The following is a 13121-nucleotide window of genomic DNA, read 5'->3' on the forward strand; positions in this document are numbered from 1 at the left end:
CGGCGAACGTAACTATGATATCTTTGTCTATGGTAAAGAGGGGTGTGAGGGAGGGGAGAGTCAATGTTTCCACAGATTGGCATGCCCGAGCTGATCATTATTTTGGTCGTGGCCCTGATCATCTTCGGCCCCAAGCGGCTTCCCCAGGTGGGGAGGTCTTTAGGTAAAACGCTTTCCGAGTTCAGGCGGTCCTCCCGGGATATAACCGAGGACGTGACCGCAAGCGTGAAGGACGTCAAGGAGGAGATCGAGGGCGTTAAGTCCGCGGTGACCGAGGCCAACCCTATGAGCGCCCCGAAGCCGGCCGAGGGATCGCCCGCGGAGAAGGCTTAAGCGACGACCATTGATACGGGAAGAGGAGGAGGAGCATAATGTTTCCTCGCATTGGAGTACCGGAACTGATTATCATCCTGGTCGTGGCCCTGATCATCTTCGGTCCCGGCAAGCTGCCCGAGGCGGGCAAGGCCCTGGGGCGGACAATCAGGGAGTTTCGCAAGTCGTCGAAAGAGACAATAGACGACCTGCAGGACAACATCCAGGACGTTGAAGAGGAAAAGCCGGCTGCCGGTGTGGCAAAGGCGGTGGAGGCAGCGAAGGTGACCGAAACCCCGAAGGCGGTAAAGAGCTAGGCTGCAAAGGGAAATCCGTACCGCAAACACGCCCCTGAGGAGAGAGGGATTGGCGCCTTCTTGCCGGGGGCTGTTGTTTGACGGGGGGAGGCGTTAGGAGTGGCCGGGAAGAACCACGAAAAGGAACTCTCGATTTACCAGCACCTTGATGAGCTACGGCGCGTTTTGATCGTTTCGGTTGTGGCGGTCGCTGTATTTGCTATAGGTGGGTATTATTTCACGGACCGGATCATGGCCGTTCTTCTGGAGCCGGTGACCCAAGAGGGGTACGACATTGTCTTTATCGGGATCACCGAGGCCCTGATGACGAAAATCAAGCTTTCCCTGGCTGTAGGTTTTATAGCCGCCCTGCCGGTCATCCTCTGGCAATCCTGGACCTTCATCGCTCCGGCGCTCAGTAAGAATGAACGCAAGTATGTCAGGTGGTTTGTGGTGGTAGCCTTCGGGGCCTTCGTAGGCGGGGTTTCCTTCGGCTTTTTTGTTGTCTACCGGATGGGCGTCAAGTTCCTGCTCCAGTTCGCCGGCCCGGAACTGGTGCCGATGCTGACCATCGGGAACTATATCTCGTTCACCATTTCGTTCCTCATGCCCTTTGGCCTTGTCTTTGAACTGCCCCTGGCGGCCTTCTTCCTGTCCAAGATCGGCATAATTACCTACCCGCTGCTGGCGAAGAGCCGGAAGTTCGCCGTCCTGGGCATCCTGGTTATGGCGGCGGCCCTCACACCGACACCCGACATCTTTACAATGATGGTGATGGCCGGACCAATGTACCTGTTGTTCGAGGTCAGTGTCTGGATCACCCGCATGGTTGAGCGGGGCAAGGAGCGCCGGGCGCGCGCCGAGGCCCTGGCCGAGGCGGCGGAGGCCGAACCGCAACACCTCTAAAGAAGCCCCACCGCTGGTCCTGGATTTGAGTCGGAAGGGTAGGGGCGGACCTCCGTGTCCGCCCGTTTTCCCGATATATCTGAGCTTCAAGGAGGACGTCCGGAATGGGAGGAAGGAAGAAGATCAGCATCATCGGCGCCGGGAATGTCGGCGCCACCTGTGCCCACTGGGCGGCGGCCAAGGAACTGGGAGACATCGTCCTGGTGGACGTTATTGAGGGCGTCCCTCAAGGCAAGGCCCTGGACCTTATGGAGGCGGCGCCGATAGAAGGCTATGACTGCCATGTTTTCGGCACCAACGATTACGCCGACACGGCCGGCTCCGACATCGTGGTGATCACCGCCGGCGTGGCGCGCAAGCCGGGGATGAGCCGGGACGACCTGTTGAGCATCAACAGCAAAATCGTCGCCCAGGCGGCGGCGGAAACCGCCAAGCACTCCCCGAACGCCATTATCATCGTCGTCACCAACCCTCTGGACGTCATGTGTTATGTCGCCCTGAAGGCCAGCGGTTTTACGCCGAACCGCGTCCTCGGCCAGTCCGGCGTCCTGGATACCGCCCGCTTCCGCACCTTCGTCGCCCTGGAACTGGGTGTCTCCTTCGAGGATATCACAACCCTGGTCCTCGGCGGCCACGGGGACCATATGGTGCCCATGATCCGCTACACATACGCCGGCGGAATCCCGGTGGAGAAACTGATCCCGCGGGAGAAGCTGGAGGCCATGGTGGATCGCACCCGCAAGGGCGGGGGAGAGATTGTCAACCTCCTCAAGACCGGCAGCGCTTTTTACGCCCCCGGCGCCGCCACGATCCAAATGGTCGAGGCCATCTTGAAAGATAAGAAGCGTATCCTCCCGCTCGCGGCCTATCTTAACGGCGAATACGGCGAGCGTGACGTCTACGCCGGCGTGCCGGCCGTCCTCGGCGCCAACGGCGTGGAACGGGTCATCGAACTTGACCTTACCCCCCAGGAGCTTGCCGCGCTGAAAGGCTCGATCACCGCCGTGCGCGAGGTAATGGCGCGGATGGAACTGTAGAGAAGACATTCTGCTAAGTTTAGGGCCCTGCCCGGAAACGGGTGGGGCCCTAAACTTTTAGGGAATTGTTAGAAACATGTTAGAAGTCTGTCAGTTTCTGGTACAGGATTTTTAAAAATTGGCGCGAATCTTGATATTGACTTAACCTGTAATTTACTCTGTAGGGGTATTTTGGCGAAACGTAGCGTTTTAAGAAATAAAGAAAGATGTATTCGAGGTGCTTCCCTCTTTGAAACTGAAACCCGGTCAGGATTTCCTCGGGACCCGGCTGGTTGAAGCCGGGGTGATTACTCCGGAGCAACTGCAGGAGGCCCTGAAGAAGCAGACTACCCGGAACGGGACGAAGGAGCGGCTCGGCAGGATCCTTGTCAGACTCGGCTACTGCACCGAGGACGACATCGCCCGGGTCCTGGGCGAGCGCGCCGGCGTGCCCTTCCTGTCGCTCGAGTCCTTCCCCGTCAACGCCGCGGCGGCGGCGACCATCTCGCCCGAGACGGCGCGGCGGTACCGCGCCCTGCCGATCGCCTTCGAGGACAACCGTCTGGTTGTGGCCATGATGCGTCCCGATGACGTTATCGCCATCGACAACCTGCGCATCCTCACCGGCTATGACATCCAGCCGGTGACGGTCCCGGACAGCGAACTGGAGGCGGCTATCGAACGGTTCAGCCGTACCGGGGCCGAAGTTGAGGCGGGAGTGGAAGAGGAGCCCGTATCGGAGGTCGTACCCGGCCCGGAGAATGATACAACGGATAAGCCGGCGGTTCACCTGGCGAACCTGATCTTCAGTCAGGCCGTGAGCGCCGGGGCCAGCGACGTGCACATCGACCCGCAGGAGAAGGGGGTACGCGTCCGCTTCCGTATCGACGGGGTGCTCCACGACGTGATGCACCCGCCGCGGAGACTGCACCCGGCCCTGGTTTCGCGTATCAAGGTCCTGGCGAACATGGATATCGCCGAACGGCGCGTCCCCCAGGACGGGCGGATGACCTTGAAGATTGAGGGGAAGACCGTCGACGTGCGCGTGGCTACTCTACCCGGCGCCTACGGCGAAAAAGTGACCCTACGCCTCCTGGACCGCACGGGCAAACTGATCACCCTCGACGAACTGGGGTTCGCGCCGCCGGTCCTGGCCGCCTATCGTGAGGGGGCGCGTCTGCCCTACGGGTTCATCCTGGTGACCGGACCGACGGGCAGCGGCAAGAGCACGACCCTTTACGCCACCCTGGCCGCACTAAACTCGACGGAGAAGAACATCATCACCGTGGAGGACCCCATCGAGTACCGCATCGACGGGGTCAACCAGATCCAGATCAACCCCCGCGCCGGTCTTACCTTCGCCACCGGCCTGCGCTCGATCCTGCGCAGCGACCCCGACATCGTCATGATCGGGGAGATCCGCGACCAGGAGACGGCGCGCATTGCCGTGGAGTCGGCCCTTACAGGGCACCTGGTCCTGTCGACCCTCCACACCAACGATGCGGCCGGGGCGATCACCCGCCTGGGGGACATGGGCATCGAACCCTTCCTGACCGCGTCTTCACTGGTTTGTATCTTGGCCCAGCGCCTGGTCCGCGTCCTGTGCCTGAACTGCAAGGAACCCTACGAACTCCCGGCCGCCGAATGGCGGCGCGTCGCCGGCGCCGCGGACGCCGACGACCGGCCTATACGCCTTTACCGCCCGCGGGGCTGCCTGCGCTGCAGCAACACCGGCTACCGCGGACGCATCGGCGTCTATGAGCTTTTGCGCGTCACCGAGCCCATCCGGCGTCTCACGCTGGCGCGGCGGTCGGCGGGGGAGATCAAGGAGGCTGCCGTAGCCGAGGGGATGGTCACCCTGTTTGAGGACGGGCTGTTGAAAGTCAAGAAAGGGATAACGTCACTGGAAGAAGTGATGAGGGTGATCATATGAGCGACGGCAACCGTTCTTTCAACCTGGATGAGATCCTGATCGAAACCGTGCGCCGTCAGGGCTCCGACCTGCATCTCACGGCCGGCGTGCCCCCGGTTATGCGCATCCACGGCGACCTGATCCCCTTGGACGAGCGGCGCCTTACACCGCAGGATGTCGCCGACCTGGTGCTGCCGGTCTTGGAGCCCAGCCAGCGCCGGCGGCTGGAGGAAGAATGGGAACTCGATTTCTCCTACTCCATCCCGGGCGTCAGCCGTTTCCGCGGGAACATCATGCGCCAGCGGGGCAGCCTGGCTGTCGCCTTCCGGGTGGTCCCCACGCAGATCCCCCGCCTCGAGGACCTGGGCCTGCCTGCGGCGGTGAGGGACCTCTGCTTTCTGCCGCGCGGCCTGGTGCTGGTCACGGGCCCGACCGGCAGCGGCAAGTCCACGACCCTGGCGGCCATGATCGGTGTGATCAACCGGGAGCGCAGCCTGAACATCGTCACCGTCGAGCAGCCGATTGAATTCCTGCATAGTCACGGGCGGAGCATAGTCAAACAGCGCGAGGTGGGCAGCGACACCCATTCCTTCGCCGACGCCCTGCGCCACGTCCTGCGCCATGACCCCGACGTTATTCTCATCGGGGAGATGCGGGACCTGGAGAGTATCGCCATCGCCCTGACCGCCGCCGAGACCGGTCACCTGGTCCTGTCCACCCTGCACACTCAGACCGCGCCCCTGGCGATCCACCGCATCGTGGACGTCTTCCAGGAGCATATGCAGAACCATGTGCGGCAGCAACTGGCCGATTCCCTGCAGGGCGTCATCGCCCAGCAGCTTGTGCCCACAGCCGACGGTACCGGCCGGGTGGTGGCCGCCGAGTTGATGCTGGCCACGCCGGCGGTGCGCAACCTGATCCGCGAGAGCAAGGAGCACCAGCTCTATACGGCCATGGAGACCGGCCGCGCGGCCGGTATGCAGACCATGGACCAGGCCCTGGCCGAACTGTGTCTTACCGGACGCATCACACGGGACATGGCCTTTCTGCGCTGCGTGGACCGTGCCGAACTGGAGCGGTTACTGCAAAAGGGAGCGGCGACCCGGACCAGGGATGCCGCTGTGCAGCGGACGACGTGGTTTAGCGGCGTTACCGCGGGACTGAACGGCGTAAGACGGGACAACCGGTAACCGGCGGCCGCGACCGCGGAAGGGAGGATGATGAAGCGGATGGGCCTTTTTACTTACCAGATCATTGACCGGACGGGGAACACGGTCCGGGGGCAGATGGAGGCGGACCACGAATGGACGGCCGCCGCCCACCTGCGGAAGATGGGCTACACTGTGGTGGATGTTAATCCGGTGCGGGAATCCTCGTTCCGACAGGCCTTCCAGGTACGCCGCAGGGTCGGCGTCGGGGACTTAAGTCTCTTCAGCCGCCAGCTGGCGGCCATGCTGGACGCCGGCATTCCCTTGACCCGCTGCCTTTTCACGCTGGGACGGCAGACGTCGAACCCGGCCCTGGCCCGGGCGGCGAGCGAGGCGGCGCGGAACGTGGAGGCCGGAATGAGCTTCTCCGAATCGCTGCGCGCCCACCCCGAGATATTTCCTTCTTTATATGTCAGCATGGTCCGGGCCGGGGAGGTCGGCGGCACCCTGGAGGAGATGCTGCGCCGCCTTTCCGAACAGCTCGAGCGGGACAAGGGCCTCCGCGACAACGTACGCTCGGCCACCTTCTATCCGACGGTGGTCATCTGCTTCGCCACACTGGTCGTGCTGGGCATGATGTTCTTCATCGTTCCGATCTTCACGCGCTTTTTCCCGCCCGGGGTGGAGCTGCCCCTGCCGACCCGGGTGCTCATGGCCGTTTCCGACTCCCTGCGCCATTACTGGTACCTTTGGTTTCTGGCCGCGGCCGCGGCCGTACTCGGCCTATGCTTCTACCTGCGGAGCCCCTCCGGCCGCCGTTCCTGGGACCGCGTGAAGTTTAAGCTGCCGGTCCTGGGCTCGCTCTTCCAGCGGGCGGTCGTCGCCCGCTTCGCCCGTACCCTGGCTACGCTGCTCTCGGGCGGTATCCCCGTCCTGCAGGCCCTGGAGGCGGCCGGGCCGGCCACGGGCAGCACGGTGGTCGCCGAGGCCGTGCAGGAGGCCGGCGAGAAGATCCAGGAAGGGAAGAGCATCGCCGGGCCCCTGGAGGAGAGCGGCGTCTTCCCGCCCATGGTCATCCAGATGGTGTCCGTCGGGGAGGAGACGGGCTCCTTAAGTTTTCTTCTGACCAGGATCGCCGAGTTCTACGAGGCCGAGGTGGCGACCATTACCCGCGGGCTGACCGCGCTGATCGAACCGGTGCTGATCATCTTCGTCGGGTGCATCATCGGCGTCATTGTCGTTTCGATGTACCTGCCGATCTTCACCGTCGTCACCACGGTGGGGAGGTAGACCCTTGGTGAACGGAAACGGCGTCGGGGCGCGTCCCGGACCCCCCGACCTGGAGGCTGCGGTCCGCGCCTACCGCGAGACCGGCGACGAGGAGCACCTCTGGGCCGTGATGCATGCCGGCCGGGGGCTGGTGCACCATTTCGCCGGCCTGCTTTCCGGCGGCCGGTCGGGCGAGGACTTGGTCCAGAGCGGGTATGAGGGCCTGCTCAAGGCCGTGCGGCGCTTCGATCCCGCCCGCGGCGTAAAGTTCACGACCTACGCCGCCCACTGCGTCATGGGCGAGATCCGCCACCAACTCCGGCGGGAGGCCGCCTTTTACCGCCCGGCCTGGGCGGCGGAACTGCAGGCGCGCATCCATGCCGCGGCCGACGACCTGCTACGGCGCACCGGAGAACCGCCCTCACTGGCCGCGATCGCCCGGGCCGTCAACATCCGGGAGGAGGGGGTCATCGAGGCCCTGCGCGCGGGCACCGTTTCCCTCGACGCGCTGGACCTGTCGCGTATCCGGCACCTGCGCTACGAGAGCTTCCGCCTGCCGGTCGAGGACGTCGTGGCCGTGCGCCAGGCCCTGGCGCGGTTGAGCGACCTGCAGCGGCGGGCGGTCTACCTGGTCTTCTACCGCGACCTGACCCAGGCTCAGGCGGCGGCCGCGCTGGGCGTCAGCCAGCGCCGCGTCTCCCGCCTGGTACGGCGGGGCCTGGCCCACATGGCCGTAAACCTGGCCTGACGGGAGGAATGCCCGATGGCGCCTTTGCGCACCTGTAACGCCCATCCCGGCTGGGGTCAACGGGGTTTTACCCTGGTCGAAGTACTCGTCGCGCTTATGATCCTAACCGTTCTTACGTTGGCCTTTATACCGCTTTTTGTCTACATCAGCGAAGGTTCGCAGGCCAACCGAGCGCGCCTCGTCGCCACCAAGCTGGCGGCCGGCGTCATCGAGGAAATAAGAGCCTTAGATTATGAGCAGGTAGGCACGGTTGGGGGCAATCCCGAGGGCAGTATACCCCAGTTGCAAACGAAGCAGATAGAGGGGATCAATTACACGATAGAAACCCGTATCTGGTGGGTTCAGGGGTCTGACTCCAATGTCACCGCCTACAAGAAGGTGCAGGTGACCGTTAAAGCGCCCGATGCCCTTACCGGCGAGGTGGTTGATACTGCGGTGCTGGGTTCACTGGTCGCCCGGGAGGGCGAGAAGACTATCGTCCAAGCTGGCGAGATCAAGGCGGAGGTACGCTGGCGCGATAGTTTGAAAGAAAACGTCAAGATTGACGTCACGTGCACGGAGACACAGACCGGATGGACCGACGAAGAGGGCAGTGTTATTTTCGGCGAGCTGCCCGCCGGCACTTACAGTGTTGCCGCCAGTTATTCTGAAATGATGGTTAAGCCGGTCGGTGTAACGGGTCAGATCTGGAAAACAGTACGAGACAATATGCTGGTCGAGAACTGGAAAACCACGCCGGTGTATTTTGATGTCGAGTGGCCGGTGCAACTGGCCTTGACTTTGCGAGACGCCGATGGAAATCCCGTTTCCCCCGAATGCCTGACGGCGACCCTTAAGCCAGAGGGCGAAGAGTTTGCACTGTCATGCAGCCTGGCAACACTTGCCGAGCTGGATCTCTGGCCGGGCTGGACCTACGACCTTGAAATCAAGGATTTAACGGGCGATAAGTATATTCGATCCCAAAACCCGTCGGAGTGGGACGGTAACTTCAGCTTACCCAGTTCACCGACAACAGTACGAAAAACATTGACGGTCAAGGTTGGTATGCCTGTGGCTGATCCGACACCGGGGATTGTTCCTGAGGGTGCGGCGATTGCACTGACTGCGTTACCGGCCGATGCAGCTATCCATTATTCGGTTGATGGTACCGACCCGACCACCGAAAGCACATTGTACGATCCCGACAATAAGCCCGTCATTCCTTCAGGCGGCCTGACCATAAAAGCTATCGCGGTGAAAGACGGGATGCTGAGCAGCGACGTGGTGGTTTTTCAATATTCAACCCCTGCCCCTTGATGAGGCCTGCGCGTGCAACCGGTCCTGCGGGTAAGCAGGAGAAGGGGGTGACTCTTTTGTCCGGCAAAAGGAAGACACTCTGGCACGACCAGCGGGGCTTTACCGTCGCTGAACTGTTGATCGTTCTTGCTTTGCTGGGTGTCGTTCTGGCGATTGCATATGACCTCTTCTTTTATGCACAAACCAGTTTTAACCGTAGTCTGGCCGAGGGACGCGTTATTCAGGACACACGTCTCGCGTTAATGACCCTTGAAAACGAAATCGTACAGGCAAGGAAAGCAACCGAGGAGTTTGAGGCGGTGAGGCGGGTTTCTGAAACACAGTTGGACGTTTACTGCGACGTAACCGGTGATGCCAAACCCGAACTCATCCGTTATCAGTTGAACGGAAATACATTAACACGTAGCGTCGCTTCACCGACAGGCGACCATTACCCGTACACCTACGGGACTCCGGCTAACACGACGACGGTGCTGAGCCGGGTCAACAATGCCGATGTTTTTCAAAGTGTTGCGCTGATTGACGACCAGGATCCCGACAACCACCGGGTGCGAGTTGCAATCAGGTTGCTGGTGGACGACTCTGTAAGCCCGCTGCAGCAACCTTTGGAAGTCACCGCTACCTATGTTTCACGTAGCCGGGCTGCTGCCGACTGACCGGCTTATTATGTCGAAAGCCGAAGGGAGGCCGGTATAATGAAGGGCATATTGCGTAGCGAAGCCGGCATCGCTCTGCCGATTGTGATGGCCCTGGTTGTTATTATAAGCCTGCTTGGTTTCACGGCGGCCTTCGTTGTCGAAAGCCAGTCGGTTATGGGGCAGCGCTTCGCCGGCGGTGAGGATGCCCTCTATTATGCCGAAGCTGGGTATAACAAGTATCTCTGGCACCTTAACGAGGACTCCAGGTTTTACGAGACAGCGGAAAGCGATGCATTGTTAAACGTGGACACACCGTTTCAAGACGGTTTCTACCGCCTGCAGATTCAAAAACCCACTACGGACGAGCCCGTCGTGACGATTACATCAACCGGTTGGCCGGCCAATGATCCGACCAATCGCCGGACCATTGAGGTTAAAGTGCATAAACGGCAGTTTGTACAACAGGTCTACTTGAGCAACAACGACGGTAGTGACATCTGGTGGACCTCCGGAGAAGAATGCCGCGGCCCCCTGCATACCAATGGCACATTGAGAATTCAAAGGAGGCCCGTTTTCTACGGGCCGGTGACGTACAGCCAAGCGCTAGTGAAAGGGACAGGATACAATCCGGATTACAGAGAAGGGCCTCCGCAAAAGGTTGATCCGTTGGTTTTCCCCGCTAACAACCTCGACCTCAAAACATGGGCGGAGAAGGACAAATATCTTTATTATGGCCGGACCTGCATCTATTTAGATAACGATCAATTGGTTATCCGTGACCGAAACGGGAACCTGCAAACCAGGCCGCTCCCGCCCAACGGCGTGCTTTACGTTGACGGCGACGGGACATCCAAGTGGGGCAGCAACACCGGCAATGTTTTCGTCTCGGGTACCCTGAGCGGACGGCTAACCATCGCCGCCAAGAACGACATTTACATCACTTACGATGATCCGACTGATTGGAGCGAGCCGCCATGGTTCGCACCGGCCACCGGGGGAATTCGCTACGCCAATACAACTTTTATCCATCACGTAGTCGACGGAAAGCTGGTCACTGAAGTCCAAGGCGACGACATGTTAGGGCTGGTTGCGAACAGGTGTATCTATATCTTGCATTACGGGTGGCCAAAGGAAGGACAAAATGCTTATTGGGACTATAGGTTGCTTTGGCTAATTCCTTATGATGTTGCCCCGCACAAAATCACCATTCATGCCGCCATTTTCGCGATCAATAACGGCTTCGGCTATGAAGAATACGATAGCGGTCCGGCAAAAGGCGACATCAAGCTGATCGGCTCAATCATTCAGCAGACCCGCTTACCTGTGGGTGAAATTGGCGGGAGCGGCTACGATAAGGACTACACGCACGACCCCCGTATGCGCTACGATTACCCGCCCCATTTCCTGGAACCTCAAAATGCAGGCTGGGAAGCGGTCAACTGGCGGGAGATTGCCAATCCGTAGGACGTGAGACCGGATACTGACGCTGATTCTCGGTGTGAGGGGAGAGTGATGGAACAAGATGGCATTTCTGAAGCCGGCCGGTGTCGTCGGGCTGGAGTTGGACGCCGGCGAGGTGCGCGCCGTTGAGCTGCGCGGCGGCGCGCGTGCCCCGGTCCTGGCCGCCTGGGGCCGTGAGCCCCTGCCCGACGGCGCCGTCGTCGAGGGGGCGGTCGTCCGGGCCGAGCCCGTGGCCGCCGCCCTGGAGCGGCTCTGGTCCGCCGCCGGGATCGCCGGCCGGGAGGTCGTCCTCGGTCTGGCCAACCAGGGGGTGATCATCCGTTTCGCCACCATGCCCAAGGTGCCGGCGAACCGGCTTGCCCAGGCCGTCCGCTACCAGGCCGAGGACTACCTGCCGCTGCCCCTGAGCCAGGTTGTCCTGGACTATGCCGTGCTGGGCGAAGCCGCCGGGGAGAACGGCCCGGTCCTGGAGATCCTGCTGGTGGCCGCGCGCCGGGATATGCTGGATGCCTTCCTGCGCGTCCTGGACGCCGCCCGCCTAAAGCCCCGGGCGGTGGACGCCGCGCCGCTGGCCCTGGCGCGCCTCCTGCCGCCGGCGGAGCGGGAGGGCGTGACGGTCCTGGTCGACGTCGGCAACGGCTTAAGCCACCTCCTGCTGGCCGCCGGGGGGGTACCGCGTTTCGCCCGCCTAATCCCGGTCAGCCTGCAGGACGCGGCGCGGATGTTCGGCCGCTCCCTGGAAACCATCGTCCCGCCGCAGGCCGGGGCGGAACCGGAAGGCGGGGAAGAGGACTGGTACCCGGACACCCTGCGCGCCTGGAGCGAGAGCCTGGCGGGCGAGATCCGCTCGTCCATCGGCTACTACCTGGCCCAGCCGGGGTCGGCGCCCGTGGCGCGGGTTGTCCTCAGCGGGCGCGGCGCCCGGTTCCCCGGGCTGGCCGCGCGCCTGCAGGAGATCCTCGGGCTGCCGGTGACCCGGGCCCGGCCCCTGGACGGGATCGCCGTCCCGCGCCCGCGGGGCGGCGGGGACATCGCGCGGGAGGCGCCGGACTTCGCCGTGTGCGTCGGCCTGGCGCGGCGCGGATGGGAGGCGTGAGAGAGCATGTCTGAGGTGAGAATCAACCTGATTCCTCCGGAGATCGCCGCCCGGCGGCGGGCGCGGCGGCGTCGCGGCCTCTGCCTGCTGGGCGGCGCCGTCGTCCTGGCGGTCTTCCTCGGCGTCTACGGGGCGCTGTTCGCGGCCGCGGCCCACTCGCGGGCCGAGGCCGCCCGCCTGCGGGCGGAGCGGGAGGGCCTGGAACGGCAGGCGGCCGCCTACGAGCAGTACGCCAACCTACGGGCCGAGGCGACGCGCGCCGAGGGGCTGCTGCGCCAGGTTGTGGGGGCGCCCCCGGACTGGGCGCGGACGCTGGCCGGCATCGGGCTATACATCCCGGCCAATGTCTGGCTGACCGATTTCGCGGCCACCTGTAAACCTGCAGAGGGCAAGAAGACGGCGCCATCGGCTCCCCCCGCCGCCCCGGCTGCGGGCGCGGAAGGTCAGGGCGCTACGCCGGCGTCGTCTCCTCCTCCGCCGGGCGGGGAACTGACCGTCCGCGGCTGGACCTTCGACCACCCGTCAGTCGCCCGCTGGCTGGAGGAGATCCGTAGTGTTCCCGGCTTGACTGATGTGCGCTGCCAGTTCTCCTCCGAGGATGACCTGTACGGGCAGCCCATGGTCCAGTTCGAGATCAAGGCCACGCTGCTGCCGGGTCCGGCCTTCCGGCCCGCGGCGGGAAAGGCGGGTGAGTGAGCGGATGGCCGACACGAAGCGTTTTTCCTCCGGCCTCCTGACCGTCCTCCTGGGCGTTCTGGCCCTGGCGGCCATGGCCTTCCTGTTGTACACCCAGTACGGCGCGCTGAACGCCGCGCGGGACGCGGCGGCCGGCGAGCAGGTGGCCGTCGCCCGCGCCCGGGCGCGGCTTGCGGAACTCAAGCAGGCCAAGGAGCAGGCCGCCGCGCTGGAGGAACGGCTGGCCGCCTTCGACCGTCTGCTGCCGGCGGAGCCCGACGAGGACGTATTGATCACCGACCTGCAGAACGAAGCCGACCGCAGCGGGACGCGTCTTCTGCAGATCCG

General features: G+C 62.9%; 14 protein-coding genes. All 14 read left to right on the forward strand.

Annotated elements, in window-relative coordinates; genetic code table 11:
• Positions 1 to 63: 63 nt before the first annotated feature.
• Positions 64 to 333 (forward strand): twin-arginine translocase TatA/TatE family subunit, encoded by a 270-nt coding sequence (gene tatA, locus QMC81_07865; GenBank protein MDI6907385.1) that lies wholly within the window; start codon positions 64 to 66, stop codon positions 331 to 333.
• A 38-nt stretch (positions 334 to 371) separates the two neighbouring features.
• Positions 372 to 629, forward strand: coding sequence for a twin-arginine translocase TatA/TatE family subunit (tatA, locus tag QMC81_07870; protein MDI6907386.1), 258 nt, complete (start codon positions 372 to 374; stop codon positions 627 to 629).
• A gap of 99 nt (positions 630 to 728) precedes the next feature.
• Entirely contained in the window at positions 729 to 1514 is a 786-nt protein-coding gene (gene tatC / locus QMC81_07875; GenBank protein ID MDI6907387.1) for a twin-arginine translocase subunit TatC, read from the forward strand.
• A 104-nt stretch (positions 1515 to 1618) separates the two neighbouring features.
• Entirely contained in the window at positions 1619 to 2551 is a 933-nt protein-coding gene (gene mdh / locus QMC81_07880; GenBank protein MDI6907388.1) for a malate dehydrogenase, read from the forward strand.
• Positions 2552 to 2780: 229 nt separating this feature from the next.
• Positions 2781 to 4463: an ATPase, T2SS/T4P/T4SS family gene (locus QMC81_07885; GenBank protein MDI6907389.1), complete on the forward strand. Its 1683-nt coding sequence runs from the start codon at positions 2781 to 2783 to the stop codon at positions 4461 to 4463.
• Positions 4460 to 5632, forward strand: coding sequence for a type IV pilus twitching motility protein PilT (locus tag QMC81_07890; GenBank protein ID MDI6907390.1), 1173 nt, complete (start codon positions 4460 to 4462; stop codon positions 5630 to 5632). Before QMC81_07885 ends, QMC81_07890 begins: the two co-directional genes overlap by 4 nt.
• Positions 5633 to 5671: 39 nt before the next feature.
• Complete coding sequence (locus tag QMC81_07895; protein ID MDI6907391.1) at positions 5672 to 6880, forward strand: type II secretion system F family protein; 1209 nt, start codon at positions 5672 to 5674, stop codon at positions 6878 to 6880.
• 7 nt (positions 6881 to 6887) lie between these two features.
• Positions 6888 to 7607 carry a sigma-70 family RNA polymerase sigma factor gene (locus tag QMC81_07900; GenBank protein ID MDI6907392.1) on the forward strand — a complete coding sequence of 240 codons (720 nt, stop codon included), beginning with the start codon at positions 6888 to 6890 and terminating at the stop codon, positions 7605 to 7607.
• A gap of 15 nt (positions 7608 to 7622) precedes the next feature.
• Positions 7623 to 8903 carry a chitobiase/beta-hexosaminidase C-terminal domain-containing protein gene (locus tag QMC81_07905; protein MDI6907393.1) on the forward strand — a complete coding sequence of 427 codons (1281 nt, stop codon included), beginning with the start codon at positions 7623 to 7625 and terminating at the stop codon, positions 8901 to 8903.
• Positions 8904 to 8959: 56 nt separating this feature from the next.
• The gene (locus QMC81_07910; GenBank protein ID MDI6907394.1) at positions 8960 to 9559 is read left to right on the forward strand and encodes a prepilin-type N-terminal cleavage/methylation domain-containing protein; all 600 of its coding nucleotides are present in this window, start codon (positions 8960 to 8962) and stop codon (positions 9557 to 9559) included.
• A gap of 39 nt (positions 9560 to 9598) precedes the next feature.
• A complete protein-coding gene (locus QMC81_07915) occupies positions 9599 to 11005 on the forward strand; it encodes a hypothetical protein (GenBank protein MDI6907395.1) in 1407 nt (468 codons plus the stop codon).
• A 58-nt stretch (positions 11006 to 11063) separates the two neighbouring features.
• Positions 11064 to 12098: a type IV pilus assembly protein PilM gene (gene pilM, locus QMC81_07920; protein MDI6907396.1), complete on the forward strand. Its 1035-nt coding sequence runs from the start codon at positions 11064 to 11066 to the stop codon at positions 12096 to 12098.
• Between the two features lie 6 nt (positions 12099 to 12104).
• Positions 12105 to 12794, forward strand: coding sequence for a PilN domain-containing protein (locus QMC81_07925; protein ID MDI6907397.1), 690 nt, complete (start codon positions 12105 to 12107; stop codon positions 12792 to 12794).
• A gap of 4 nt (positions 12795 to 12798) precedes the next feature.
• Positions 12799 to 13121 (forward strand): type 4a pilus biogenesis protein PilO (gene pilO / locus QMC81_07930; protein MDI6907398.1); only part of this gene is annotated, 323 nt, incomplete at its 3' end.

The organism is Thermoanaerobacterales bacterium (genome assembly GCA_030019475.1).
Classification (GTDB): domain Bacteria; phylum Bacillota; class Desulfotomaculia; order Desulfotomaculales; family JASEER01; genus JASEER01.

Excerpts from the sequence above, each read along its gene's own strand:
- pilM (MDI6907396.1), top strand. The coding sequence starts at position 11,064 with ATGGCATTTCTGAAGCCGGCCGGTGTCGTCGGGCTGGAGTTGGACGCC.
- QMC81_07895 (MDI6907391.1), top strand. The coding sequence starts at position 5,672 with ATGGGCCTTTTTACTTACCAGATCATTGACCGGACGGGGAACACGGTC.
- QMC81_07915 (MDI6907395.1), top strand. The coding sequence starts at position 9,599 with ATGAAGGGCATATTGCGTAGCGAAGCCGGCATCGCTCTGCCGATTGTG.
- QMC81_07905 (MDI6907393.1), top strand. The coding sequence starts at position 7,623 with ATGGCGCCTTTGCGCACCTGTAACGCCCATCCCGGCTGGGGTCAACGG.
- QMC81_07925 (MDI6907397.1), top strand. The coding sequence starts at position 12,105 with ATGTCTGAGGTGAGAATCAACCTGATTCCTCCGGAGATCGCCGCCCGG.
- mdh (MDI6907388.1), top strand. The coding sequence starts at position 1,619 with ATGGGAGGAAGGAAGAAGATCAGCATCATCGGCGCCGGGAATGTCGGC.
- QMC81_07890 (MDI6907390.1), top strand. The coding sequence starts at position 4,460 with ATGAGCGACGGCAACCGTTCTTTCAACCTGGATGAGATCCTGATCGAA.
- tatA (MDI6907385.1), top strand. The coding sequence starts at position 64 with ATGTTTCCACAGATTGGCATGCCCGAGCTGATCATTATTTTGGTCGTG.
- tatA (MDI6907386.1), top strand. The coding sequence starts at position 372 with ATGTTTCCTCGCATTGGAGTACCGGAACTGATTATCATCCTGGTCGTG.